This window comes from Undibacterium sp. Ji50W (assembly GCF_049340445.1).
In the GTDB taxonomy this organism is placed as follows: Bacteria; Pseudomonadota; Gammaproteobacteria; order Burkholderiales; family Burkholderiaceae_D; genus Undibacterium.
Genome location: NZ_JBMPOX010000009.1, coordinates 65,046 through 91,353, shown reverse-complemented (window position 1 = coordinate 91,353; position 26,308 = coordinate 65,046). Strand labels below are relative to the sequence as shown.

General features: G+C 51.7%; 25 protein-coding genes and 3 tRNA genes. 8 read left to right on the top strand and 20 right to left on the bottom strand.

The features are described from left to right. Positions 1-33 precede the first annotated feature (33 nt). From ACO0K9_RS14745 to ACO0K9_RS14725, 5 genes are read right to left on the bottom strand one after another with little or no spacing between them, the layout of a single operon-like run. Positions 34-258, bottom strand: a complete 225-nt coding sequence (locus ACO0K9_RS14745; RefSeq protein WP_422986160.1) for a hypothetical protein — start codon at positions 256-258, stop codon at positions 34-36. Continuing rightward, positions 255-1,517 carry a PQQ-dependent sugar dehydrogenase gene (locus ACO0K9_RS14740; protein WP_422986158.1) on the bottom strand — a complete coding sequence of 421 codons (1,263 nt, stop codon included), beginning with the start codon at positions 1,515-1,517 and terminating at the stop codon, positions 255-257. Before ACO0K9_RS14740 ends, ACO0K9_RS14745 begins: the two co-directional genes overlap by 4 nt. Positions 1,518-1,522: 5 nt before the next feature. After that, positions 1,523-2,062 carry a manganese efflux pump MntP family protein gene (locus ACO0K9_RS14735; RefSeq protein WP_422986156.1) on the bottom strand — a complete coding sequence of 180 codons (540 nt, stop codon included), beginning with the start codon at positions 2,060-2,062 and terminating at the stop codon, positions 1,523-1,525. Positions 2,063-2,069: 7 nt separating this feature from the next. Then, positions 2,070-3,752 (bottom strand): PQQ-binding-like beta-propeller repeat protein, encoded by a 1,683-nt coding sequence (locus ACO0K9_RS14730; RefSeq protein ID WP_422986154.1) that lies wholly within the window; start codon positions 3,750-3,752, stop codon positions 2,070-2,072. Between the two features lie 17 nt (positions 3,753-3,769). After that, a complete protein-coding gene (locus ACO0K9_RS14725; RefSeq protein WP_422986152.1) occupies positions 3,770-4,804 on the bottom strand; it encodes a ferritin-like domain-containing protein in 1,035 nt (344 codons plus the stop codon). A 720-nt stretch (positions 4,805-5,524) separates the two neighbouring features. Here ACO0K9_RS14725 and ACO0K9_RS14720 point away from each other — a divergent pair. Next, entirely contained in the window at positions 5,525-6,325 is an 801-nt protein-coding gene (locus ACO0K9_RS14720; protein ID WP_422986150.1) for a MipA/OmpV family protein, read from the top strand. Between the two features lie 245 nt (positions 6,326-6,570). Here ACO0K9_RS14720 and ACO0K9_RS14715 read toward each other — a convergent pair whose 3' ends face one another. From ACO0K9_RS14715 to ACO0K9_RS14700, 4 genes are all read right to left on the bottom strand, one after another. Continuing rightward, positions 6,571-7,512 (bottom strand): DMT family transporter, encoded by a 942-nt coding sequence (locus tag ACO0K9_RS14715; protein WP_422986148.1) that lies wholly within the window; start codon positions 7,510-7,512, stop codon positions 6,571-6,573. 102 nt (positions 7,513-7,614) lie between these two features. Next, complete coding sequence (locus ACO0K9_RS14710) at positions 7,615-8,445, bottom strand: AraC family ligand binding domain-containing protein (protein WP_422986339.1); 831 nt, start codon at positions 8,443-8,445, stop codon at positions 7,615-7,617. Positions 8,446-8,522: 77 nt separating this feature from the next. Continuing rightward, the gene (gene rnhA / locus ACO0K9_RS14705) at positions 8,523-8,957 is read right to left on the bottom strand and encodes a ribonuclease HI (protein WP_422986146.1); all 435 of its coding nucleotides are present in this window, start codon (positions 8,955-8,957) and stop codon (positions 8,523-8,525) included. Continuing rightward, positions 8,950-9,723 (bottom strand): class I SAM-dependent methyltransferase, encoded by a 774-nt coding sequence (locus ACO0K9_RS14700; RefSeq protein ID WP_422986144.1) that lies wholly within the window; start codon positions 9,721-9,723, stop codon positions 8,950-8,952. Before ACO0K9_RS14700 ends, rnhA begins: the two co-directional genes overlap by 8 nt. Positions 9,724-9,731: 8 nt before the next feature. Here ACO0K9_RS14700 and gloB point away from each other — a divergent pair, with 8 nt between their 5' ends. The 3 genes from gloB (at position 9,732) to ACO0K9_RS14685 (ending at position 12,466) form a co-directional block, all read left to right on the top strand. Further along, positions 9,732-10,514 carry a hydroxyacylglutathione hydrolase gene (gloB, locus tag ACO0K9_RS14695; RefSeq protein ID WP_422986142.1) on the top strand — a complete coding sequence of 261 codons (783 nt, stop codon included), beginning with the start codon at positions 9,732-9,734 and terminating at the stop codon, positions 10,512-10,514. A gap of 17 nt (positions 10,515-10,531) precedes the next feature. Further along, entirely contained in the window at positions 10,532-11,776 is a 1,245-nt protein-coding gene (gene earP / locus ACO0K9_RS14690) for an elongation factor P maturation arginine rhamnosyltransferase EarP (protein WP_422986140.1), read from the top strand. Between the two features lie 114 nt (positions 11,777-11,890). Further along, positions 11,891-12,466: an elongation factor P gene (locus tag ACO0K9_RS14685; RefSeq protein WP_422986138.1), complete on the top strand. Its 576-nt coding sequence runs from the start codon at positions 11,891-11,893 to the stop codon at positions 12,464-12,466. A 95-nt stretch (positions 12,467-12,561) separates the two neighbouring features. Here ACO0K9_RS14685 and ACO0K9_RS14680 read toward each other — a convergent pair whose 3' ends face one another. The 3 genes from ACO0K9_RS14680 to ACO0K9_RS14670 are packed head-to-tail and all read right to left on the bottom strand — an operon-like array spanning position 12,562 to position 15,113. Further along, on the bottom strand, positions 12,562-13,374 hold the full coding sequence (locus ACO0K9_RS14680) for a MetQ/NlpA family ABC transporter substrate-binding protein (RefSeq protein WP_422986136.1): 813 nt from the start codon (positions 13,372-13,374) through the stop codon (positions 12,562-12,564). A gap of 30 nt (positions 13,375-13,404) precedes the next feature. Further along, complete coding sequence (locus ACO0K9_RS14675) at positions 13,405-14,064, bottom strand: methionine ABC transporter permease (protein ID WP_422986134.1); 660 nt, start codon at positions 14,062-14,064, stop codon at positions 13,405-13,407. Beyond that, positions 14,064-15,113: a methionine ABC transporter ATP-binding protein gene (locus ACO0K9_RS14670; protein WP_422986132.1), complete on the bottom strand. Its 1,050-nt coding sequence runs from the start codon at positions 15,111-15,113 to the stop codon at positions 14,064-14,066. The genes ACO0K9_RS14675 and ACO0K9_RS14670 overlap by 1 nt, the downstream gene beginning before the upstream one ends. Before the next feature lie 128 nt (positions 15,114-15,241). Between ACO0K9_RS14670 and ACO0K9_RS14665 the strand changes: the two genes are divergently transcribed. Beyond that, positions 15,242-15,676 carry a hypothetical protein gene (locus tag ACO0K9_RS14665; RefSeq protein ID WP_422986130.1) on the top strand — a complete coding sequence of 145 codons (435 nt, stop codon included), beginning with the start codon at positions 15,242-15,244 and terminating at the stop codon, positions 15,674-15,676. A gap of 158 nt (positions 15,677-15,834) precedes the next feature. Here ACO0K9_RS14665 and ACO0K9_RS14660 read toward each other — a convergent pair whose 3' ends face one another. Together ACO0K9_RS14660 and ACO0K9_RS14655 are read right to left on the bottom strand one after the other, a co-directional pair. After that, positions 15,835-17,088, bottom strand: coding sequence for a DUF1501 domain-containing protein (locus ACO0K9_RS14660; protein ID WP_422986128.1), 1,254 nt, complete (start codon positions 17,086-17,088; stop codon positions 15,835-15,837). 103 nt (positions 17,089-17,191) lie between these two features. Then, positions 17,192-18,772: a DUF1800 domain-containing protein gene (locus ACO0K9_RS14655; protein ID WP_422986126.1), complete on the bottom strand. Its 1,581-nt coding sequence runs from the start codon at positions 18,770-18,772 to the stop codon at positions 17,192-17,194. Between the two features lie 352 nt (positions 18,773-19,124). Between ACO0K9_RS14655 and ACO0K9_RS14650 the strand changes: the two genes are divergently transcribed. Beyond that, complete coding sequence (locus tag ACO0K9_RS14650) at positions 19,125-20,702, top strand: ABC transporter substrate-binding protein (RefSeq protein ID WP_422986124.1); 1,578 nt, start codon at positions 19,125-19,127, stop codon at positions 20,700-20,702. A 148-nt stretch (positions 20,703-20,850) separates the two neighbouring features. Here the strand turns inward: ACO0K9_RS14650 and ACO0K9_RS14645 are convergent, their stop codons facing one another. Next, a complete protein-coding gene (locus tag ACO0K9_RS14645) occupies positions 20,851-22,410 on the bottom strand; it encodes a thioredoxin family protein (RefSeq protein WP_422986122.1) in 1,560 nt (519 codons plus the stop codon). A 105-nt stretch (positions 22,411-22,515) separates the two neighbouring features. Here ACO0K9_RS14645 and ACO0K9_RS14640 point away from each other — a divergent pair, with 105 nt between their 5' ends. Both ACO0K9_RS14640 and ACO0K9_RS14635 read left to right on the top strand, forming a co-directional pair. Continuing rightward, entirely contained in the window at positions 22,516-22,824 is a 309-nt protein-coding gene (locus ACO0K9_RS14640) for a hypothetical protein (RefSeq protein WP_422986120.1), read from the top strand. A gap of 3 nt (positions 22,825-22,827) precedes the next feature. Continuing rightward, positions 22,828-23,880 carry a sulfate ABC transporter substrate-binding protein gene (locus tag ACO0K9_RS14635; protein ID WP_422986118.1) on the top strand — a complete coding sequence of 351 codons (1,053 nt, stop codon included), beginning with the start codon at positions 22,828-22,830 and terminating at the stop codon, positions 23,878-23,880. Between the two features lie 70 nt (positions 23,881-23,950). On the opposite strand, the gene ACO0K9_RS14630 is transcribed toward ACO0K9_RS14635, so the two are convergent. From ACO0K9_RS14630 to gltX, 5 genes are all read right to left on the bottom strand, one after another. After that, positions 23,951-24,370, bottom strand: coding sequence for a DUF1801 domain-containing protein (locus ACO0K9_RS14630; protein ID WP_422986116.1), 420 nt, complete (start codon positions 24,368-24,370; stop codon positions 23,951-23,953). A 144-nt stretch (positions 24,371-24,514) separates the two neighbouring features. Beyond that, positions 24,515-24,590, bottom strand: a tRNA-Glu gene (locus ACO0K9_RS14625). Positions 24,591-24,647: 57 nt separating this feature from the next. After that, positions 24,648-24,723: transfer RNA gene (locus tag ACO0K9_RS14620), tRNA-Glu, on the bottom strand. A gap of 31 nt (positions 24,724-24,754) precedes the next feature. After that, positions 24,755-24,830 (bottom strand) — tRNA-Ala (locus ACO0K9_RS14615). 64 nt (positions 24,831-24,894) lie between these two features. Continuing rightward, a complete protein-coding gene (gene gltX, locus ACO0K9_RS14610) occupies positions 24,895-26,289 on the bottom strand; it encodes a glutamate--tRNA ligase (protein WP_422986114.1) in 1,395 nt (464 codons plus the stop codon). Positions 26,290-26,308 lie beyond the last annotated feature (19 nt).

Sequence of the window (26,308 nt, the reverse complement as noted above, 5' to 3'; positions counted from 1 at the left end):
GGCGTCTCTCTTTCTTCCTGTATTGGAAATAAGCTATTTCGGAAAACCCTGGTTGATCCATGCCTGAAACATGGCCACCTGTGCGGCGGTCAGGGGCGGATATGGTGGTGGTGGCATGCCACCTTGAATCTGCGTCAAGACCATGGCGGCATTGGCCTTGACCTGTTCATAATCCGTCAGGTCAAGCCGCCACATCATGGAGGCGCGAAATTGATTGAACAGCGGGGCAATATCTTTTTCAAAAGAAACCATGCTCATGATCTCAGCTCCATAAAATCAACAGGTATTTTCCAGACGCCGCCACTGCCGGCGCGCGCAATAATGTCTTTTTTTGCAGTAAATTCAAAATCACCAAAGTCCACCACATAGACAAAGGCAGCATCGGCAGAAAACGCCACATCGATGGGGCGGTACCACGGCAGTTGCGGCATGGTATGCAGGCTCCAGTCACGCGTATTCACCCGTACCAGATTGCGCCCTACCCGTGGGCCGGGTGGCCCGGTCATCGGACGTTCATCCCCAAACTGCGCCACCAGCAAATCACCGGCATGCGACAGCTTGTCTGGTATCAGTGCCATCTTGACGGCACAGGCATTCACATCAAATGCCAGCAGCGGCGATTCTGGTGGTGGCAATTCTGCATGATTGGTCAGCACAAATTCCTGCGCCTTACCGTCGGGGCTACGATAAGCCGGCGAACTGATGGGTTTCCCTCCCTGGTAATCTGGCCAGCCATACCAGGCTCCCTGTTTGATCTCAAACAGGAAATCAGGGCAATTCCACACCGGACGTACACCGCGCACATCGGTACCCTGCTCGGTCGCGATCAAACGGCCATCCGGCAAGAACAGCAAGCCGTAGGCATTGCGTATACCCCAGGCCACTAGTTCCAGGTCACTGCCATCCAGATTGCAACGCATGACGCTGGCAGTACACGGCAATTGCGCAGCCATGCGGGTATCTGCTGCATGCACATGGCCATAGCGGGCAAAGGCGCTGGTGGACACCTGCTTCCCTTCCAGATCGGTGATGGTTGCCACCTGTCCATTCAGGCGGATATCGTAGCCGGGAATATCCGCCGCATGCTTGATTTCGCGTAACCAGGCAAGATCATTCGAATCTGTACCTATGACACCGCTATTGGTCATGGCCCCCTGACCGAAATAGATTTTATGATCGGGTCCTATGGCCACCATATTGGTATGGTAGTTACCAAAACCGGGCAAATCATCAAGCAGGGTATGGCGCTGGCCAGTTGCCAGATCCAGGCGGCTGATGCGGCCGGGGAAACCGCCTTCAGAGATGATGAGACTGTTGTCATGCCAGACCAGGCCATTCACCGGTTGTCGCAAATCCTTGAGCAACTCGGCAACGCTGCCATCTTCGTTGACACGCAATACGCGCCCGCCTTTGGGTGCATGATCAAACGGCAAACCCGATTCAGCCACATACACCTGGCCATCCGGCGCCAGCGCCAGACTAGTAGGAAAATTAAGTTCGGTAACGAATGCGCGCATGGTCATCAGTCAGCGATCATGATGCGCACGGCAAGAAAACACAGGTAAGCACCAGCTATCATTTCTATGCGCCTTGGCATAAACCGCCGCAACCAGTTGGCCAGATACAATCCTGAACAAGCCATGGCAGCACTGATCACCCCGATCACCATGGCAGAAGCAAGTACCGGCGTACTGGAAAAACTGATACCTGCACCTGCAATCACATTGTCGAAACACAGCGATATCGGCAACGCGAACAAGACAGCCTTGTGATTGACAAAATCCGGCAAGACCTTAAGCTGGTTGCGAAAAGCCAGCCACAAAATCGCCAGTCCGCAAGCCAGCATCACCAGCGGTGCCAGGCCATTTGCCAGCGGCCCGATCTGCGCAAGGAAAGCCTGCCCCAAGAACAGACCAAGTACGGCACCGCCCAGTTCACAGATACAAAACCCCAGGGCCAGCAGATGCAGGCGTCGGCGCTGCATGGGCATCAGACCGATGGAAGAACATACCTGCAAATTGTCCAGGCCAGCGGCAACACCAAATAAAATGACTTCAAGCATCATAGCCTCACTTGTCTTTCAAACCGTAGATACGCAGCACACCGCCCTGTTTGCCAAATACCAGTGCGCCAGCCACCATGTAGTTGCCAGCAACGGCTGGCCCCAGACAATAGCCATAACCGCCATTCATGCCGCCGGTCTGGTCACCCAACTGGTCTTGCCACAGCACTTTTCCGGTATAGGCATCAAAGGCATACACCGCTACTTTGGAGGTGGAAAAGAACACCAGGTCATTCACCACTACCGGCGAACTCAGGCCGGATTCGCCAGGGGTTCTGTACATGGGTGGCTGTGCTTCGATGTACAGCCTGGGGTCGCTGTCATCCATGGCCCAGGCATCTGCCAGGGTTTCCCAATCCAGCGCGCGCATGAAAGGCGTGGTGCGGTAATCAATGCCAGCTTCGACATTGTGATAATTATTGCCGCCGACACCCATGTACAGACGTCCCAGTTTTGTATGCACAGCGGCCGTGCTATAGGTGCCGGAATAGTTTTCCTGGTCCTCGTCATCCGACGCCTGATTCGACACGTAAGGGTCAAGCCGCGGATCATTCGGTGACACATGCGGATCGACAGTGGGTATCTGGCTGCCATCATTGTAGTAAGGCAGCAGTTGACGCCAGTTCAGCAATTCCAGCGTGGCGGCATCGAGCCTGAAGAAGCCACCATTCTTGCAACCGGCGGTGACCACGCGCTGGCCATTGACGGTCATCAGTGTGGGTGAACCGCCAAAGTCAACGTCAACGTCGGAAGAACGATAACTGCTTTCAGGTGGCGGCTGGAAAAAGCCACGGAAAGTACCGGTCGCCGCATCCAGCGACAAAATGCCGTTGGAAAACCCCTTGCTGGGCAAGGCACTGTCCGGCACCGGATTGCCCGTCGCGCAATACAAACGATCCAGCCGTTCATCATAGGCAATGGATGACCACACCGAGGCCCCGCGTATGGCAGGATTATTCGGCCCCATGGAATACATTTCCGGCAAGCTGCCGGATACCGATTCGGGCGGCAGCACGTTTGGCAAATTGGGTACGCCTTCTTCATACTGGCAGGTGCAGTATATCCATTGCACCTGACCGCTCAGCGCATCCAGCGCATACACAAAGCCGAAGCAGCCGGGGTTTTCACCCTCGCCCATACCGACAAACACCATCCCGTTATTGCCATCCAGCGAAGCGACCACAGGAGACGACCAGCCCGCAGCCGGCACACCGACACTGACATCGCCCAGGTTGGATGTGGGCTGATTATAATCAGGATCAGCATGCCGCAAATCCACCACCCAGTTGAGGCTGAGGTCCGTCGCATTCAGACAATAGAATTTGCCGTTGAAGGCGCTGAAATAGACATTATTTTTCCATATCGCCGGGGTACAACCCATACCCATGAAGCCATGGGTATCGCCTTCTGTCGGGTCTATCGGCCATTCATAGTGTGCCACTGTCTTGCCGCTGGCCAGTTCAATCTTCATAAACTTGCCGCCATTTGCACCCGGCAAATCATGGTTGTTGGCCAGGCCGACATACAGATAACCGTCCACGATGGCAGGTACTGACAATACCGGGCCAGGAATCGGCACATCGTGCAGCAGCGTAAAACGCTCCAGGCTGTCACGGTTGATGTCGCTGCCCTGTACCTCGCCGGTATGGGCAGTGTCACCATGAAACATCCACCAGTTAGTTTGCGTCATTGATGTTCTCCAAAAAATCAGGCGGGAATATAGTCAAAGGTCGGACCGGCAGTCTGGCCAGGCACCACCTCCTGCGTCATCAGCAATTGCGCCTGTTCACGCAGGGCTTGCATGGACAACAGGGCAAGTGCCAACCGGTCTGGCTGACCATTGAATACCGCATGCAATTTGCGCAGCATGTCCGAATAGGTGCTATTGAAAGTCAGGTTCAGGTCGGCAATGCGCGGCCGGTGTGCATAGTTCAGTCTTTGCGGATTGCTGATGACGGGGTAGATGCCACCGGCATCAAATTCTATGCGGTGGCCTTCAAATACCCAGGCCGGTTTGCCGGCTTGCGGATCAGGGTTGGGAATGAGCTTCCTGCCATAATAAATTTCGGCATATTTGTAATAGTGAGCCAGCTCATGTTCGGGATCAATAGGGCTGGTATCACTGCCTTCACCCTGCTCAACGATCATGTCTATGGCTGCCAGGGCACTGGCTTCATCGGTGACACCCTTGTACTGCAATTCCGGGAAACCGGTGACCAGCTGTTTTTCGGGGTTGCCGGTAAAAATATTGCCGAGCTTGCCGAGTGCCGTGATTTCATCCTGTATGTGTTGATAGAACTGGCCTATCGTCATGCCTTCTGGCGGCGGATCAACGCCATCTACCGTTTTTGCCGGCTCTTCGATCACCATAAAAACGTCGTGCACCAATTGCTTGGACAATGCCGCCAGCGGCACGATCAAGCTATCTTCCACGCTACCCGGCAAATGACCAGGGTAGTGCGGGATAAAGCGCGGATGGTCGATTTTTGGATGGCCACCCATCGCATTCAAGACATTACAGTCCAGCGCCATATGCAGCATTTCCTGCTTCACTATGGATTTGATGAGATAGGCGATTTCCAGGTTCTGATCAGTCTTGATCGAATACAAGGCATACAGATACGGCGGAATGGTCGAATGCTCCAGCTCGATGGCAGTTTGCAATGAATGCTTGAGTGCTTTCAGCCTGCCTTCAAAGCTATTGTCATGACTTTCAATCAGTGCATGTTTGAGGCGAATCATGAATTCTCCTTACAGGGATCAGAACTTGCGGTTATTTCACTTCCGGGATAGGCATCGCAAGCCTGGTGAGCTTGTCATGGGCTGACTGCCGATAGCTGGTGCTAGCGGCGGTTGGTGCCTGGCAGGTGGGTGATACATCGACATCTCCCGATTGGTACTGCGATGATGTGGCAAAGCCAATTTGATGCCGTAAAGGCAACTAAATACAAGCAGAATTTCATGGCTTTATTATCATCGTTCACGATTGCAAAATATGCAAGGCATTAACATATAAATAAGAGAAAAATTAACAATTTCGTTTCATTTATGCAATCGTATTTTTCATCAGGCAGCGGGCATGCTTGCACGAGCATTGTCTAAGAACCTGCTTACGATCTGTAGCGAGCGAGCGTCAGCGGGGTGAAGAGCCGCGCAAAAAGCGGAATGTACTCAAGTACATGAGCATTTTGAGCAGCGCATGAGCCCCGATCACGTTCGCGCAGTAAGATCGTAAACAGGTTCAAAAAAGTTCATTCTTCTATTACATATCACAGAAATTTCAACACGAAGTACTGCATTTCAGTACCTCACGTGCAAACAGACGAAGCCTGTCATTTTCAAATGGCATTGGTATTCATTCTTTGCGAGACTTCGCTTCGAACTCTCCGCCGGAGAGCTTGCAGCGGCAAACAGGCCGCCAGGAATACAAGCATTTTTGCGTCTCTCGATTAAAGGAACACCATGAACACCATTTTCAAACTCAGTGCCATTGCTCTCTCAACTTTTATGGCCATGTCCTTTTCTGCCCATGCAGAAGACAAGACTGCGCCTGAAGCAGAATCTGAAGCCGTCGTCGGTGCTGGCGTATTTTATGGACCAGAATATGTAGGCGCGCAAAAGAACCGCTTTGGCCCGGCCATTTTCGGCGAATACAAAAACAAGAATGGCTTTTTTGCGAGCACCACGCGTGGCGTAGGCTTTGCCAAGAAAGTCGATGATTTCAACTTCAGCGCAGCAGTCGGTTATCGTGCAGGCCGTGAAGATTCTCGTACGTCAACATCCCTGTTCAGCTCGGATGACCTGAAAGGCATGGGCGACATCAAAGGTTCCGCCACTGCCAACCTGCATGCAGGTACCAATATTGCCGGCCTGATCAATGCCACCGTCGATGCCAACCTGGCCTTGTCGAATCGTGAAAACGGTAATATGTACCGCTTCGGTTTGTCGGCACCGCTGCTGCAGACCAATACCGACAGAGTGGAAATTGGCGCATCGCTCAACTATGGTGACGCCAAATACAACCAAACTTATTTTGGCGTGACACCTACGCAAAGTACCAATTCTGGCTACAAGGCATTTACCGCCAAAGCCGGCTTCTCACAAGCCACCAGCACCGTCGCATGGACGCATGTGATTGACAAAAACTGGTCAGTCCGCACAGCTGCCGGCGTCTCGCAGGTAATAGGCGATGCGGGTGACAGCCCACTGACCAAAAAGAAAACCAATCCACTGGTAATCACAACAGTGAACTACGCGTTCTGATTCCCCTCAGTGTTTTACTTGTAGGAACCTGTTTACGATCTGTAGCGAGCGAGCGTCAGCGGGGTAAGGGTAGCTAAGCGCAGCGCAAAAAGCGGAATGTACTTAAGTACATGAGCATTTTGAGCAGCGCATGAGCCCCGATCACGCTCGCGCAGTAAGATCGTAAACTGGTTCTAAGTGTGTTTAACAGCGGAACTGTGCCCTCCCTCGCAGTTCCGCTTTTTTTTGTCGATACCTTTTGTGCCCTATTCCGGCTTGTTACGCAAGGCCGTCATGACGCCGGCAATTAACAAGGCAATGCCCAGCAAGGTAACGGGTTCAGGAAATTGTCGCTTCAGGATAAACGCATACGTCAGGGCTGCCAGGGTTTCAAAGACAATCAGTTGCCCGGCCAGATTGGTGGGCAATAACTGGCTGGCCTTGTTCCAGCACAGGGTACCGATCCAGGATGCAAACAATCCTATGATCAGCATCAGGCCTATGAAATACTGCGGTCTGGGGCCAAACGGCATGGCAAAATCCACCTGCGTTGCACTCATCCCACCCCACAAAAGCAGATAACCCAGCATAGCCAGTGGCAAGGTTGCCACGCCCTGCGCGCTGGCCCACACACGTGGATGGCGATCTGGATGATGGCGCAGCCAGTCCGCATTGCGCAAGGGATACCAGGTCCAGCAAGCCACGGCGATGATGGCCAGGCCCGCACCGCTCAGATACGTCAACATATCGGCACGGTTTGCCGTTTTCATGGCGGCGACTTCTGCCTGGTTGACGCAGGCAACACCGACACCTATCATCAATAAAGACGGCAGCATGCGGCGCCATGCAATGCGGCCATCACGTTCGGCATTACGGTAGTTGGCGGTGATAGCTATCACTACCGGCAAAGTACCTATCAGCATGGTAGGCAAAGGCGCACCGGCACGCTGTATGGCGCTGGCAAGACACAGGTAATACAGGAGGTTGCCCACGGCTGCCAGCTTCAGTGCTTCCAGCCAGTCTGCCCTGGTCAGCAAACGCAATTGCCGCCGATCCAGCCAGGCCAAAGGCAGGGTAATCAGGCCAAAAGCCAGATAGCGCCCCACCGATTGCAAGGCCGCCGGATATTCAGGCAATAACAGAGGGCCGATAAATACCAGCCCCCACATCAAACCCGCTGCCAACGCATAAAGAATACCTGCCCACATTTCTGGCCCTTCAAAAATAAAGCCAGCTTATAAGCCTGCCCGCATTCTGTCTTGTACCAGATTGCGCTTAAAAAATAGTTCTGAGGAATCAGGTAGCAGATATCAGCTACGCACCTGCTGCTGATAACGTGCCGGAGTGACACCGTAGCGACGCACAAATGCCTTGTTCAGGTGGGATTGGTCTGTCAAACCGGTCGCTGCCGCCACCTGGGCTGGCGGCAGCCCTTTACCGAGCAGGCATTTGGCTTCAAACAGGCGCAAGGCCATCAGCATTTGTTGGGGGGTTGCGTGATATTGCGTTTTGAAACTGCGCAAAAAATGGAAAGGACTCAGGCCCGCCACCAGCGCCAGCTTGTCCAGACTAAGCACCTCTGCCAGATTGGCGCGCATAAAATCCAGTACATCGGCAAAGCGTTGTCTGGCTTCTGCGGCAAGGGGTTTGTCTACGCAGGCATGTTGACGAAACCCGGTCAACAGTTCAAACATCAGGCTGTCAAAACTCAGTTCATCCTCTGCCTGCCACAACTGTTCAAGCAGATGACTAAGCTTGCGGGCACTCAATGCGTCGTGGGCCACGGCGTCGCGAAACCACCAGCCATGTTCACCGGTCATTTCCGCTATCGCTTGCGGGTCTATGTACAGCATGCGATAACGCCAGCCGGTTGCCGTCTCTGCCCTGCCGGTATGCAATTCATCCGGATTCATCATCACCACGGTGTCCTTGGGGGCCAGATGATCGCTGCCAGCATAACGGAATCGTTCAACACCGGATTCTATCGCCCCAAGGCCAAAGGCTTCATGCGTATGTGGTTCAAACGCATGGGCAACGATATGGGCGCGGTATAACTCGACGCCCGGACGGTGCGCAACACGCTTGAATTCGGCCCGGTCAGATACATGCTCAAACACTTGCGGCACACCAGGAAACACCATGCCCACATTACCAGCCTGATGATCAGGTCGCTCCAACTGGCTATCGGCGTTGATTACTGGCGGCGGCATGATGGTGGCTACAAGACGGTTTCAACACCACGATTGGCAAGCTGGTCGGCGCGCTCATTACCGGGGTGGCCAGTATGGCCGCGCACCCAGCGCCAGTCTATTTCGTGGATGTTGCGGGCTTCATCCAGTTGCTGCCACAGGTCAACATTCTTGACGGGTGCCTTGGAAGCCGTTTTCCAGCCTTTGGCTTTCCAACCGGTAATCCATTCAGTAATGCCTTTCAGCACATATTGGCTGTCGGTATGCAGGGTGATCTGGCAAGGCCGCTTTAAGGCACCCAGGGCTTGTATCACGGCCATCAATTCCATGCGGTTATTGGTGGTGTCTTTCTCACCACCGAATAATTCTTTTTTCTTGTCACCGGCAACCAGCAAGGCACCCCAGCCACCTACGCCAGGGTTACCCTTGCAGGCGCCATCCGTATAAATATCTATTTTATCCATGTCCATTTTTTGATTTGTTGGCGACCGGCAGCGCGTGCCCGGCGGCTATGCGTTTCTGTTTCCAGGCGGGACCGATCAGGTGCATGCCCTTAATGCGTTTCACCGCCTGCAGCATGTACACGGCCCCCAGGTAAGGCCACCAGCGCTGCCCTGCTTTTTCCATGAAGCGGCTGCGCTGCAACCATTTTTCCGATTTGAAGGGGGGCGCATAGCAACCAAAGTCGCTGCTGCCGATTTCCATATCCAATAATTTCAACCAATCCTTAAGCCGTGGATGGCTGATGAATTCACCTTCTGTGGGTAAGAAATAATTCTTGCTCAGACGCCCGCTGGCCTGTCTTGCACCCCACAGGCTGGTGCGATTGAAGCCACTGATGATGACCCGGCCCTCAGGTATCAGCACTCTTTCCACTTCACGCAGGATCTGATGCGGTTCGGCGGCAAATTCCAGCACGTGCGGCAGCACCACCAGATCAATGCTTTGCGATTCAAAAGGCAATTCGGCAAAATCATGCACCACGACCGTGGGCCGGTTTTGCTTGAGTGCATCCGGATCAGGGAAACGCGAATCGGTCAGCCAGCGGTGTGGCATGCGGCTGGCTGCCAGCGCATCGATTTGCGGCAAACCGATTTGCAGCGCATTATAGCCAAAGATATCCACCGTCAGCGTGTCGAGCAGATTTTGCTCCCACTCACGGATATACAGGCCGGCTGGCAACTCCAACCAGGCACCCAGGTCTATAATGTTTTTTTCCAAAGCTTCCATGCGCGTTTATGAAGAATTCCCTGAGTATATTGACTGTCCCTGCCTTTGACGACAATTATCTGTGGATCATCCACAATGGCCAGCATGCTGCGGTCGTTGATCCGGGTGATGCCAAACCGATATTGCAGGCTTTGCAAGAGCACGGCCTGACATTGTCCGCTATTTTACTCACTCATCACCATGCTGATCATATTGGCGGTGTAGCGAGCCTGCTGGAGCACTACCAGGTGCCGGTATTTGGCCCCAGCAAGGATAAAATCGCCCTGGTTACCCAAAAGTTGCAGCAAGATGAAATACTGACCGTGCCGCAACTGGACCTGGAACTGCGAGTGCTCGATGTACCCGGCCATACCCTGGGCCATATCGCTTATTATGCACCCTTGCAGCATTGGCTGTTCTGTGGCGACACCCTGTTTGCTGGTGGCTGCGGCCGCCTGTTTGAAGGCTCACCGGCACAAATGCTGACGTCGCTGGATCAGCTTGCGGGCCTGCCGGATGACACCGCCGTGTATTGCGCGCATGAATACACGATGTCGAATTTGCGCTTCGCCAAAGAGGTGGAGCCAGGCAATCAAGCCTTGCTGGCACGCATACAGAAAGAAAAAACCAAACGCGACCTGGGTATTCCTACCGTACCCAGCAATATTGCGCTGGAAAAGCAAACCAATCCCTTTTTGCGATGCCGGGAAAGCAGCATCATCGCCCGCTTGCTGGAAAGCGGAAAAATCAGTGCAGGCGGGGATGACATCAGTCACTTTGCCGCCTTGCGCGAATGGAAGAATCATTTCTGAACGAATAGCAAAAGAAAATGCAATTAGAAGAACAACAGCCCCACAATCGGCCCAACAATCAGCTCAACGACCAGCCCATCCGCGAGTCTGTCAAAACCGCCACCACGCTGGCGCTGTTTTGCAAAGTCGTGGACAACTTTGGCGATATCGGCATTTGCTGGCGTCTGGCGCAACAGCTGGAAAGCGAACACGGTATTGCCGTCACATTGTGGGTCGATGATTTACCCAGCTTTCGCCGGATATGCCCGGACATTGTCATTGATCAGGAACAGCAAGAGATTGCCCATGTCCATGTCCGCCACTGGCGCAACCAGGATGGCGTGTTCAGCGCCGCCGACGTGGCAGACATTGTCATTGAATTTTTTGCCTGTGATATACCACCGGGATATATCCGTGCCATGGCAGAATGCACGCCCAGACCAGTATGGCTGAACCTGGAAGGCCTGACTGCAGAAGCATGGGTAGAAGGTTGCCATACCTTGCCATCCCCCCATCCTTCGCTGTCTTTGACCAAGCACTTTTTCTTTCCGGGCTTCAATAACAAAACCGGTGGCCTGTTGCGCGAATCAAGACTGGATCAGGAAAGACCCGCCTTTCAGGCAGACCCAGTTGCGATGGAAAAATTTCTGTCAAGCCTGGGGCTCACGCCAGCCGAAATGGCAGCCACCAAAGTCTCCCTGTTTTGTTACCCGCAGGCACCGGTGGCGGCATTATTTAAAGAATGGCAAAACAATGGCCAGGCCATCACCTGCCTGGTGCCGGAAGGTGTTGCCGCTGCGTCCGTTGCGGCATTTCTGGGGCAGCCAGCCACAGTCGGCAGCAGTGCCACGCATGGCGCGCTGACCGTCCGGGTATTGCCTTTTATTCCGCAAGCAGATTACGACAAATTGCTATGGGCTTGCGACCTCAATTTTGTGCGCGGTGAAGATTCTTTTGTCCGGGCGCAGTGGGCAAACAAGGCCTTTATCTGGCACATCTATCCGCAAGACAAGAACCTGCATCATGTCAAACTGAATGCCTTCCTGAAAACCTGTACCTCAAGCACTGCCAGCCTGGCAGCCTTTGCGCGGGCATGGAATGAGGCCAGCGTGGAAACGGTGGACTGGTCACAACTATGGCCCGCCTTGCAGGCGGATATGCCCCACATTGCAGATTTATCTACTGAATGGCAGCAAAAAATGCGCGAAAATGGTGATCTGACGTCAAATTTGCTGAAGTTTGTGGGTTCAGTTCAGCAGGCAAGGCAAAAAGATGCAGTATAATGTTGGGTTAATTTTTAACCTGTTTTAAATCACAATCAAACGTGGGCTTGCGGTGCTTTTTGCCAGTAGGCGACAGATGATTTTTATGCAACCTACTTTTTACGTATACTCGCTATGAAATTTGCAAAAGAAATTCGTGTTGGCAACATTATTATGGTTGATAGCAAACCTATGATCGTGTTGCGTTCTGACGTCAACGGCTCCAGCCGCACAGGTTTCACTTACAAGTGGAAAATGAAAAGCCTGTTGACTAACAGCCCACAAGAAAACGTCTTCCGTGGCGACGACAAGTTTGATGTAGTTGTATTGGACAAAAAACCAGTTACTTATTCTTACTTCGCTGACCCACTGTTCGTATTCATGGATCAAGAATACAACCAGTATGAAATCGAAGCCGAAAACATGGGTGAATCCCTGAATTACCTGAAAGATGGCATGGAATGCGAAGCCGTATTCTATGACGGTAAAGCAATCTCTGTTGAATTGCCGACCACCATCGTTCGCCAGATCATTTACTCTGAGCCAGCAGTCAAAGGCAATACTTCCGGTAACGTACTGAAAGAAGCCAAGATCGAAAATGCAATTGAAGAAAATTGCCATATCGTTCAAGTGCCACTGTTCGTCAGCCAGGACGACATGATCGAAATCGATACCCGCACTAACGAATACAAAAAAGTCGTACGTAACTAATACGTAAAGACGCATAAAAAAACGCTGCTTTCTCAAGCAGCGTTTTTTTTGGTCTACATTTAGCTTGCACCATCCTGGCAAGCTCAAACCCGGTATCAGAATGCAGGAACGACTGCACCTTTATATTTCTCTTCGATAAATTTCTTCACCTCAGGCGAGTTCAGCGCAGCAACCAGTTTCTTGAATGCCGGGCTGTTTTTATTGTCTTCACGTGCCACCAATAAATTGGCATAAGGTGAATTGGCATCTTCTATGAACAGCGAGTCTTTCACAGGATTCAGTTTGGCTTCTATCGCATAATTGGTATTGATCAAAGCCAGGTCCACCTGCCCCAGCACGCGTGGCAATGTGGCAGCTTCCAGTTCCTTGAATTTCAGCTTTTTAGGATTTTCAATAATATCCTTTTGGGTAGCCGAGATGTTTTTTGGATCTTTCAGCTTCAATAATCCCTGCTTGGCCAGCAATAACAAGGCACGGCCAGAATTCGAAGGATCGTTGGGGATGGCGACCGTGGCACCGTCAGGCAAATCGGCCAGTTTCTTGTATTTGCTGGAATACGCGGCGAATGGTTCGACATGCACTTTGGCGATAGGGACTTCGATATCGTTCTTGTGGCTTTTCTTGAATTCATTCAGATAAGGCTGATGCAAAAAGAAATTACCATCCAGATGTTTTTCATTGACCTGCACTGCTGGCTGTATATAGTCGGTGAAGACTTTAACTTTCAAATCCACGCCTTCTTTAGCGAGCTGCGGTTTGATAAATTCCAGTATCTCTGCATGCGGCACCGGACTGGCAGCAATGTTCAAAGTTTCCAGCGCGAATACGGATGCAGGTGCCAGCAAGACAGCAGTTGTCAGGCCACCTGCCAGAGCGAAGCTAAGACGACGTTTCAAGTTTAAAGACATATAGACTCCATTAAAAAAATAAAAAACTACTTACTTCCGGGTGAACTTCAACACCAGCTTGTCGCCAACAAATTGCAGCGACTGCACCAGCACAATCAAAATAAATACCGTGACCACCATGACTTCGGTTTGAAAACGTTGATAGCCATAACGCAGTGCCAGATCACCCAGGCCACCGCCACCAATAACCCCTGACATGGCCGCATACGACACCAGGGCAATCGTCGTCACCGTGGCGGCAGCCAGCAAACCCGGCAAGGCTTCGGGCAACAAGGCATGCCAGATGATTTGCCAGGTCCTGGCTCCCATGGCCTGACAGGCTTCTATGATTCCCTTATCCACTTCACGCAAAACGTTTTCCACCAGGCGTGCAAAGAATGGTGTCGTGCCGATGACCAGGGGCGGTATTGTGCCCGGCACACCCAGTGATGTGCCCATCAATAACAGGGTGAAAGGAATCAGTACGATCAGCAAGATGATGAAAGGAATGGAACGCAGCACATTCACCACGACAGATAACACCGCGTAGAAAACACCCTGTTCCAGCAATTGCTTTTTACCGGTCAAAAATAACAGCACACCCAGAGGCAAACCCAGCACCACCGTAAACAACAAAGAGGCACCGGTCATGGTCAGCGTATCCAGCGTCGCCAATGCCATATCGGCCCAGTCGATTTGAGAGAAATCCATCAATGCACCTCTGCCACAGCGCTGATATTGATCCTTGCCACCCTGACGCCCGCATTCACCAGTAAATGTTCAACCGTGCCTGCTTGCTCTAGGGTACCGCGCAACTCGACCAGCAGTTGCCCATAGGGCGTATTCTTGATACGTCCTATGACACCTTGCAAGATGGCTATATCGATCCTGGTTTGTACGGCGATACGGGTAATGATGGGTTCATGCGTGCTTGATCCGACATAACTCAGGCGCAGTAAATGACAATCTCGATCTTGATCACCATTTTGTTCACTACGCTCCAGCACAGACAAATCCAGCGCCTGGTTTTCTGCCACAAGACTTTGCGTCACCGCATGTTGCGGATGCAGGAAGACATCAACCACCGCACCGGTTTCGACAATTTCACCGGCATCAATCACAGCCACCGCATCACAGATCGTGCGTATCACCTGCATCTCATGCGTGATCAGGACGATGGTCAGGCCCAGCTTTTGATTGATATCCAGCAGCAGGCGCAAGATGGCTTGCGTGGTTTCTGGGTCCAGTGCCGAGGTCGCTTCATCACACAATAAAAGCTGCGGGTAATTGGCCAGTGCACGGGCTATGCCCACCCGCTGCTTTTGACCGCCAGATAATTGCGCAGGATATTTGCTACCATGATCTTTCAAGCCCACCAGATCCAGTAATTCTTCTACTCTTGTCTGTATGGTGTCACTGGTATATTCCCCCGTGAGCTTGAGCGGGAAAGCAATGTTTTCCATGACAGTTTTTGCATGCAGTAAATTGAAATGCTGGAACACCATACCTATACGCTGACGCAAACCATGCAGGCGCTGACGATCAAATGCGGTGATATCCTCACCCTCTATCCATACTTTGCCGCTGCTTGGTCGCTCCAGAAGATTCAGGGTACGCAACAAGCTGCTTTTACCTGCACCTGAACGTCCTATGATGCCGAAAATTTGTCCTTTTTGAATGTCAAGATTGATATTGTGAAGAGCCCTGACTGCGTGGCCATTTGCCTTGTAATATTTGCCTAATTGCTCGATACGTAACACTGAATTCCCTACCGAAAGATATAGCCGATGGAGGACACTGTATCGAAAGGAAATGCGCTTTTCCAATCATATAAACAAACTTGTATATACAAGCCTGACGCATAAAGACAGAAGGAAAAATCACGAACTTGCCGTGCATCAAGTTTATTTCAGGCAAGAAAAATGATTTTGTGTTTAAATCGCTTGTATATTCCAGGCATGACTACTATGTTGGAAAGAGATTCATCAGACTCTCCATGCGAGCAAAGCGAGTTAATATTATGGTTACTTCAGTCACTTCTTCCAGTTCGGCGCAAAACCAGCAACTTATCCAGCAAGCTGCTGATGCACGGGCAAAACAAAATAGCGAAACCATAGGTGCTGCGGCTGATCGCGATTCCAGCACCGCCGATGCGATTGCAGATCAAAAAAGAATTACAGACGCACAAGCTGAACAACAGGCGCAGGCAGTCGCCAAGCAAAATAATGCGAAGCAAGCCGAATCAAAGCCGCCAGAACAGCCTAAGCCCGTCGTCAATACCAGCGGACAGGTAACTGGTACGACAATCAATACGACGGCCTGACCCCTGATCCAGATATACCTAGCCATACCCGGACATACCAAGGCATACAAAAAAGCCACTCTGAACAAATCTCAGAGTGGCTTTTTATTGGCGTCAACGAGAACAAGAATAAGGCCTGCAAATCTATCGCTGTCAGGCCTCGCTGTCAGGCCTCACCATCAGGCTTTATTCTGGAATAAATTGAAGCTGGTCCTGGTATAAGCCTGTTCAGGAAATACCTTGATCAATTGATTATCCGACAAGCCCATGTGACGCTCGCATACCTGTATCAGTACAGAGCGGAAATCCGTTGTCACCGGCACATCACGGCCTTCATACAACTGGTCACTGCCCAGACCGCGCCAGTCGCCATAAACTTTACCGCCAGCGACTTTGCCACCCATGACCCACATGACATTGCCATGCCCATGATCGGTACCGCCATTGCCATTCTGTTTGGCTGTGCGGCCAAATTCAGACATCACGACTATCGTGGTGTCGTCAAACATCGGTCCCAGACGTTTGGCAAGATTGGCCAGGCCCAGCCCCAATGGCGACAGACGATTCGCCAACTGACCTTTACCTGCGCCCTGGTTGGCATGGGTATCCCAGCCGCCCAATGCCATAAAAACCATCTGGATTTTGGGATCATTGCGCATCAGTGTGGCGATACGGGTGCTGTCATCAGGAAAGCCATTGGGCAAAGGTGCGCCACCGTTGGCTGCCTGCTGCTCTTTTTCCATCGAAGCACCCATCATTTCCTGGTGGGCTTCCTGGGCATCGCTAAAGGTTTTCGCGTATTTATCGTTTTCCTTGTACATCTGCTCAAAGGCTGCCCCAACCTTGGGTCTGTCAAGCACATTGGCCTTGGTGCCAGCTGCACCGCTGGCGATATTACTCGCCGCGATACTGCCTGACAGAATACGCGGCATGACCGCGCCCACACTGATAGCGCGGGTAGGCGTTGTATTGCCTGGCAGCGCCCCCAGCAAGCGGTTCATCCAGCCATCTGCCGTGCCTTTACGACCGGGCGTACCGGATTCCAGATAATCCTGGGCATCAAAATGTGAACGAGTAAAGTCTGGTGAACCACTGGCATGCACGAAGGCCAGTTTCTTTTGTTGCCATAGCTCCTGCATATCAGCCAGTGCGGGATGCAGGCCAAAATAACCATCCAGATCAATCGCACCATCGCTTTGCCCTGGCCGGGCAAGCGCAATGTTTGGTCGCAGTCGCGCATAATTTGCATCGCCATAAGGGGCCACCACATTCAAACCATCGACCGCACCACGCAACATGATGACGATCAATTTGTTCTTTGTTGCAGCTTCTGTGGCATCGCTATTTGCGGTGGCGGCCCATACGCCATGACCAACAGGAATCAACAAGCCTGCCCCGGCTGCCATGGAATATAAAAAATTTCTGCGTTTCATCTCGTTCTCTTCGTTAAGAAGCTGCACATCATTCAATAAGCTTGCCTTAGCTTGCCTTGTCAACCATCACAATCACAACACGGTTACCAGCTCGCGATCACCTTCAATGCTGCATAAAATCCGGGCTGCCCAGGATCAGGGCTGCGCGTAAAGCTTCCTGATTGCCATTCACTATTTCTATGGTGCGACCAGACAAGCCTGCTCCCATAGTCTGGATCAAGGCAGTTGCGCTCACGGCGGGCATTACTGCGGGCCTGTCTGGCTTTTCGTCTGCCTGTTTTGCCAATTGCTTTTTACCCATCTTGTCGCCGTCCTCGATTTCTTTATCAAACGGCAGGCGTCCTGTCGCCAGGGCTGTAGCAAAGTTGATGCGACGTGTAATGGCATCCGGGTTCATCCAGGCATCCTGGGTGTTTTTATAACCATCTGGCGTCTGGCTACCATACAAGGGCATACCCAGTTGCGCCAGCACACCCAGTGCAGGCCGGACATTTTGCACCGGTACATCACTGGCACGGATAGCAGATATGACATACTGGTACGGGGTTTTATATTTCATTCCCATATTGTGTGGATCGCGAAACTCGGCACTCGCAAACAGCGTTTGCAACACCGCACGGATGTCACCACGGGTATCCAGATAACGCTTGGCCAGCATATCCACCAGTGCCGGTGCAGGTTTGTCAGCCACAAAATACTGGGCCAGCTTGAAACTCAGATGGTGGGCGGTGGCCGGATGCATGGCCAGGACGTCCAGCGCAAATTCCGCTTCAGCCTGACCACGTGGTGCAATGGTTTTTCCCAGCCATTGCTTGCTGCCATTATCGTGCCTGTCAGCATCGAAATAAAAGTTCTGATTATTCCTGACCATGACACGCGGATCAAATGTCCAGCCTGTCAGCATGCGCGCCAGTTCCGTCACGTCTTTCTGAGTATAGCCGCCGTCAACCCCCAGGGTGTGCAGTTCCATGATTTCACGGGCATAGTTTTCATTCAAACCATTCGACTTGCCCTTCTGTCCTGCCGCCTTGGCCTGACGGCCATTTGCATGAAAACCCGCCGAAGTGGACAACCAGTTATCAAGATAAAACAACATCGCAGGATGCTTGGCCGTTGCCCCCAGCAAATCACGGAAATTACCAAACACATAGGGCCGAATAGCATCACGCTCATAGCTGGCAACCAGTGCACGGTCCAGGCCCTTGCCATTGAAGACATTGAAATGATTGAACCAGAAATCCAGCATCACTTCTTCCAGTTGGTGTGAACTTTCTATGGCGCGATACAATCTGGCTTGTGCGGTTTGCTCAACGATGTGGCCAACCAGTTCACGACGTTTCTTTTGCGCAGCGTCAGATTCGTCCTTGGTGTCTTTCAGGGCTTTTTGATAATCAAACAAGACTGAACCCGCACTCTGTCCAATGACATCAAGGGATTTCAATTTTGCCTGCAAGCCGTCTGGCAAAGGCAGGGATTGCGGATTCAATTGTTGCTCGATATAACTGTCTACTCCCATTTTCTTTACCCGCTCTATATCACCCGGGCGCGGGCCAAAAGCAAGGCGGTTCAATACATGCACCACTTCTGCATCCGCCGACTGAGTGGCTGCAGAAGCCTGCAGAGAACAGATATTTGCAGTAATTGCCACTAGCAGAACGCCAGAAATTTTTGCCAGGTTTTTCATATATTTTTATACCCGTTATTAATACCGTGGAGACCGTGGAAGTATTTGCTCAGAAGAAAAATGTCTTTGCTTATCTGTTCTGCTGATGTCCTCAATATAGAGGCATGGGAAGCACTTTCACAAGTAACGATATGTAAATCAAATCAGGCAAAACTGTGGATTGTTACAGACAAGTCACTCCACGCCTCACGCGTTAATTTGTAGCGTGTCGCTCTTGTAGAAGATGCTTCAATTTGTAAGCTGGCCTTGTTAAAACAGCCAGAACACGTTTCATATATACAAATGCATTCCCGGCTCGGATGAAATGTTCAGGCAATGGTAAGCTTGCAGCATTAAAGCTTGAAGGTTGTCCATGTTTTCCATTTCAAAAAAAATGTTTGTCCCTGCCTTGCTTGCCGTTTCCATAGGTGTTGCTTTACCAAGCTTCAGTCATGCTGCCAATCTCAAAATCGGTTTGGCGGCGGATGTCAATTCGCTGGACCCGCATTATTTCAACAGCGGGCCAAATAATGCCATGGCATCGCATTTGTTTGATGCCTTGCTCAGTGTCGATTCCGACGGTCGTATCGCGCCTGGTCTGGCCTTGTCCTGGAAAGCGATCAACCCTACCACCTGGGAATTCAAATTGCGCCACGGCGTGAAGTTTCATGACGGCAGCGAGATGACGGCGGAAGATGTCGTGTTTTCTCTCGACAGACCGGCGCAGGTAAAGAATAGTCCTGGTCCCTATACCAGCTTCACCAAGCAGATAGTCGGCAAGCAGATTGTTGATCCCTATACCCTGCGCCTGAAGACAGCAAGGCCCTATGGTCCGCTGCCGCTGGAAATGAGTTCTGTCTTCATCGTTTCAAAAAAAGCCGCGCTGCAAGCCAGCACTGAAGATTTCAATAGCGGTAAAGCAGCCATCGGTACCGGGCCCTACAAATTCGCCAGTTTCAAGCGCGGCGATGCCATCACACTGACAAAAAACGACGCTTACTGGGGTGAAAAATCGGCCTGGGATAAAGTCACTTTCCGCATCATCAGCGCGGGTGCGCCACGCATGGCGGCCCTGCTGTCTGGCGATGTCGATGCCATAGAAAGCATACCTCCAGCAGATTTGAGCAAGCTGAAAAACAATCCGAAATTCAAGCTGGAACAAAAGATTTCCTGGCGCACCGTGTTCTGGCAACTTGATCACCAGGCCAGGGTTTCACCTTACATCACCGACAAGGCTGGCAAACCCCTGGCAAGCAACCCACTCAGGGATATACGCGTGCGCAAGGCCATAGCCAAGGCCATCAATCGCAACGCATTGACTGAACGCATACTCGAGGGCTTAGCTGTACCGGCATCCAACCTGGTCGCTCCTGGTGTGTTTGGCTATAACGACAGTTTGAAGGTGGAAGCCTACGACCCGGAAGGCGCAAAAAAATTGCTGGCTGAAGCTGGCTATCCAAATGGCTTTGCCATCACCCTGCATGGGCCAAATAATCGCTATATCAATGATGAGCAGATCGTGCAGACGGTAGCGCAATTCCTGAGCAAGGTGGGGATACAGGCCAAGGTAGAAACGCAAGCGCTGGCAGTATATTTCCCGAAAGCGGCAAAGGGTGATTACAGCATGGCCCTGCTGGGCTGGGGTTCGTTGGCGGGTGATTTTGCGCTGCGCACCGTAGTGGGTACCGTCAATGCCGAAAACGGCTGGGGTAGCTGGAACTGGGGCAAATACAGCAATCGTGCGCTGGATGAAGCCATAGAATCATCGCTGGCATCGGTCGAAGCCGACAAGCGCGAAGCCTTTGCCAGGAAGGCAATGGCCACAGCCTTGCAAGACTATGCCGTCATTCCCCTGCATCATCAATATGCCAGTTGGGCATTGCGCAAAGGCTTGCACTACAAGGCCAGGACGGATGAATTTACCTTTGCTCACCAGTTCAAACCTGACTAATCAAACCGCACCAATCAAGCCGCATCAATCAAGCCGCACCTATAGCACTTGAAAATCAGGCATCAAATAAGAAATCCCGCGCCATTACTGACGCGGGATTTTTTAACGCCGCTTATCTGAACTGGATCAGCGCTTGATCTCTGCCCGATCAGGATTTGACAAGCACTCCTTGACATACCGCCTTTTGCGGATCTGTCGCTGGCAGCTTGCTGCAAATGCCATCGAGTTGCGTGCGGGCTTTTTGGTAAGCGAGTTGATGCTTGCCCTCTTTGTTCCAGTCTATGAGTTTTTTACCCATCTTTTCCAGGTAGGCGCGATTGCGCTCATAAAAGGCATTGTCCACTTTCGCCGCTTCGCCAAAAACGCTTTGCACTGCTTTTGCTATACGCGCATCATCATTCGGTACCAGATCCACCAGATTACTGACGTAGTTGGAACCCCATTGGAGACGGGTAGCCGGACCTTTGGCAGCGTTATACGCCTGTTCATACCAATTTGTTGCTGCCAGCTTGTCGCCGCGTTTTTTGGCATTGGAACCCAGGGTGGACATGAAATAATAAGGTGAGTGTGAACGCTTGAGTTCAGCCTTCAGCAAGGTATCAGCATCATCCAGCAAACCGGCATCACCCAGTGCGTGGGCAGCGGCATTGACGACAGACTGGCGCTCATACGCATCGGTAGTCGCCTGCTCTATTGCGCCTACGCGTTTTTGCACATCCTTTTGCAAAGCGGCTTCTGGCTTGGCATTGTCCAGGCTGGCCAGGGCTACCTGGGCACCGACTGCACCCAGCCTGTCGGTCTTGGAAATCGTCGCATCATCGGCCAGTTTGACCAGTGCAGCATTCCAGGCATGTACCAGCTTGTTACGGGAATCTGATTTGGCCGCAGTCAGAAATTCAGTGATTTCCGCTGCCCCATTCGACAACAAATCCATATTGTCACGCGCGGTGTTTACATCTGAAATGGCTTTCAGGATTTTCTCGCTGGCCTTCGCCTTGTCTATCGCAGGCGCAGCCTGATCGGGCTTGGTGGTAGCTGCGGCATAAATGCCACGCAGATGCAAACGTGTCGCATGCAGACCGGCCGGGCTCAGTTCAGACAATTTCAGCAAAGTCGCGGCCAGGTCTTTGCCGGCCACCAGTTTTTGTTCAGGGTCGTCCCATGAATAGTCGGCCAGCAAGCTCCAGTCTTCATTTTTCAAGCTCTTGCCACCGGCCAGCGCCAGCTTCAGGGTGTCTTGCACTGACAGGCTGGTGTTCAGGGCCAGCGTCAATACCTGTAGATACCGTTCAGAATCGACTTCACCCGGCAGGCGGGTGATTTCTGTTCCATCCGGTTTGAACAAAATCATGGTCGGGTAACCACGCACCTTGAATTGCGCCGCAAATTTTTGCGCACCCGGCGTATCACCATCCAGATACACGGGGATGAAATGACGGGATTTGTCGATGAATTCCTGGCGATTGAAGATGGTTGCCTTGACCTGGTTGCAAGGCGGGCACCAGATTGCGCCCCAGTACAGGAACAAGGGTTTGTTACTGGCCTTGGCCTGGGCAAAAGCCGCGTCGACATTATTGTCTTTACGCCAATCAATACCATTTTGTGCAGCATGCGCGGATGCGAATGCCTTGGAGTCTGCAGCCAATACCGGCAGGTTTGCCAGGCTTGTAGCCAGCAAAGCCACCATCAGGGAGGGGATCATCTTCATAGGATTAGACCAAGAATAAATATATCAAGCAAACAGTGTAACAAAATTAAGCGCCGCTTTGCACCATCAACATGCCGCTCTGCCAGACTGATTATGTGAATGCTTATGCGTTTTGTGTTTGCCAAAGGCTGGGCAAGCAGTCTGATCAAGCAGTCTGATATGCATTTTTCAAGCAAGCAAACAGGAATATCATCGTTCCCAAGGCCTGCATTTTTGCGCAAGATACGTCCACCCCATTACAGGCAAATTTCTGAGAACCTTTTTACGATCTTACTGCGCGAGCGTGATCGGGGCTCATGCGCTGCTCAAAATGCTCATGTACCCAAGTACATTCCGCTTTTTGCGCTGCTCTTCACCCCGCTGACGCTCGCTCGCTACAGATCGCAAACAGGTTCTGAAAAAATACAGGAGTAATCCATGACAAGAATTAAACGCATCCAGCAACTCATCGAAAAACGGCAGAGTCTGCGCCGCAAAAGCATCAGCGTTGTGCTGCTGATTGCCGGTATCGGCCTGTTTGCCGCCTATACCTCGGCACAGGCAGCCAATAGCATCCTGAACGCGTCGTATGACGTCACCAGGGAATTGTTCAAGGATGTCAATCCGGCCTTTGTCGCCGACTGGAAAAAGAAAACCGGCGAAACCGTCAGCGTCAATCAGTCACACGGCGGTTCCAGCAAACAGGCCCGCTCTGTCATCGATGGGCTGGAAGCTTCAGTCGTTACCATGAATCAGGCAAATGATATTGATATCCTGGCAGACAAGGGCTTGCTTCCGCAAGACTGGGCCAAACTATTCCCAAATAATGCCGCGCCTTTTTACTCCACCATGGTGTTCCTGACACGCAAGGGCAACCCCAAGCACATCGCCAACTGGGATGATCTTGGCAAACCCGGCCTGAAAGTCATCATCCCCAACCCCAAGACATCCGGCAATGGCCGCTACAGCTATCTGGCAGCATGGGGATCCGTAATTAAAAATGGCGGCACCGAAGCACAAGCCCGACAACTGGTAGAAAATGTATTCAAGAATGTGCCGGTGCTTGATGGTGGCGGACGTGGTGCCACCACTACCTTTACCCAGCGTGAAATCGGTGATGTATTGGTGACGTTTGAAAATGAGGTGCAACTGGCGCGACAGGAATTTGGTGACAACTTTGAAGTCGTGTACCCCAAGATTTCCATCCTGGCAGAATCGCCGGTTGCCGTGGTGGACAAAGTGGCTGACAAACTGGGTACACGCAAAATTGCTACCGGTTATTTGCAGTTCCTGTACACCGAAGCTGGCCAGGACCTGATCGCCAAACACTACCTGCGCCCACGCTCGGAAATCGCAGCGAAAAAATACGCTGCTTCTTTCAAGCCGGTGAGCCTGTTTACCGTGGATGAGGTATTCGGTGGCTGGAAACAGGCACAGAAAAAACACTTTGATGATGGCGGTGAGTTTGACAGGATTTATGTGAAAAAATAGGTGTGCATTAAACCCACAATAGACGACACGACAGAAATCAATCCAGGCAAAATAACTATCTATGTTTTGCTCATACACCCAGCATGGGGAGATGTTTTCTGTCGTGATAAGTCAGAGACAAAAGAATACAGTGTTTCACTTCATCAACCGGGATTTCATCGTCCTGATGAAAAATAATGGCTCTATTACCTTCGAACTTTAGTTTATCGCTGTAAAGCTCTTTGAATGTATCAAGCAGCCTCGTCTGGCAATGAAAATACATGGCGTATTGGTCCGGTGCCGAACTCTTCCAATCCATTCTGACAGTGCTGCCAGTCTTCGCGAGGTAACTCGGCTCACCCCATTTCAGGGTTTCTTCCAGCGTGTCAGCCAATTTACATTCCGATGCGGTCTCCAAAACCAATTGACGCAGGCACATCAGCTTTTGCCGTATGTGCGGTGGGTAGTTGTTGAATACTTTTGCGACCTGGGGGTTTTTAATTTTATTCATTTCTGCCCTCCTCCTCGCTGGCACACCGTGCTGAACGCTTATTGTCGACATATATTATCGAAATAAGCTGAAGAGAAAAGCATACCGCAAAAACAAAAAAGCCTTGATTTCTCAAGGCTTTTTATTCTCTTCAAAAGAGCTTACTGGCGTCCCCAAGGGGATTCGAACCCCTGTACTCACCGTGAAAGGGTGATGTCCTAGGCCTCTAGACGATGGGGACATATTCTGTCCGTACTGACCTTAACCTGTTGCCCACAATGAACTCAGTGAAGTTGATTGGCGTCCCCAAGGGGATTCGAACCCCTGTACTCACCGTGAAAGGGTGATGTCCTAGGCCTCTAGACGATGGGGACAACAAGTTATGTTCTGCTGCTGTGCATCTTTTGGTGGAGGTAAGCGGGATCGAACCGCTGACCTCTTGCATGCCATGCAAGCGCTCTCCCAGCTGAGCTATACCCCCGACGCTGCAGAACAGAAACGAGATTATAGGGGAAGCTGCATAAGATGTAAAGCCCTAGCCCTTACTAAACTGCAATAAGGCTTAAACGCTGCAAAACAACTTCACGGCCAAACAGCTCTATCACGGCATCGATGGATGGGGTTTGCAATTGCCCCGTCAGCAACAGACGCAAAGGCATGGCCAGTTGTGGCATCTTCAGCGAAAAGTCAGCCAGGGTTTGCTTCATGGCGGCTGACAGGGCGGCCTTATTCCATTCCACGGTTTTGCACAGTTCGGCATACTGACGCAAGGCTGGCAATACCGCGTCCGTTACATGCTGGGTCAGCAACGCCGGATCAGCGGCTGGCTGGCGATAAAACAGCATGGCAGCCTGACCCAGCTCCAGTGTGGTATTGGCACGCTCTTTCAATAGCGCGATGACAGCGTCCAGTGCCGGTGCGCCATCAAATTGCGCCCCGTCTTTCAGCATTTGTGGCTTGATCAAATCTGCCAGGCGCTGATTGTCGGCAGCCTTGATGTAATGGTTATTTACCCAGGCAAGTTTTTCAGGGTTGAACTGGGCGGCAGAACCGGACAAATGATGTAAATCAAACCAGCTGCACATCTGTTCCATGGAAAAGATTTCATCGTCGCCATGGCTCCAGCCCAGACGGGCCAGGTAATTCAGCATGGCTTCTGGCAGATAACCTTTATCAAGATAATCCATGACGCTGACCGCATCACGGCGCTTCGACAGTTTTTGTCCATCAGTCCCCAAAATCATCGGTACATGGCCGTAATGTGGCAGGGTCGCGCCTAGCGCATGCAGGATATTGATCTGACGCGGTGTGTTATTGACATGGTCATCACCACGAATAACGTGGGTGATTTGCATATCCCAGTCATCCACAGCGACGCAGAAGTTATACGTAGGCGTGCCATCTGGACGGGCAATGACCAGATCATCCAGCTCACGATTGGCGATGGTGATTTGTCCTTTGACGACATCCGTCCAGCTGACTTCACCATCCAGCGGGTTTTTAAAGCGGATAACGGGTTTGCGGTCAGCCGGTATCGCTGGCAGGGTTTTGCCTGCTTCAGGACGCCAAGTGCCGTCATAGCGCGGCTTGTCGCCGGCGGCACGCTGACGTTCACGCATGGCTTCTACCTCTTCTGGCGAGGAATAGCAGTGATAAGCAGTACCCTTCACCAGCATGTCGGCCAGCACTTCGCTATAGCGATCCATACGCTTCATCTGGTAGAACGGGCCTTCATCATGCTGCAGGCCCAGCCAGTTCATGCCATCCAGAATCGCCTGCACGGCTTCCGGGGTGGAGCGTTCAAGATCGGTATCTTCAATACGCAACACAAAGGTGCCGCCAAAGTGACGGGCAAAAGCCCAACTGAACAAGGCAGTGCGGGCACCGCCAACATGAAGATAGCCGGTAGGGCTGGGAGCAAAACGGGTGCGTACAGTCATGAGATCACAAGCATGCATC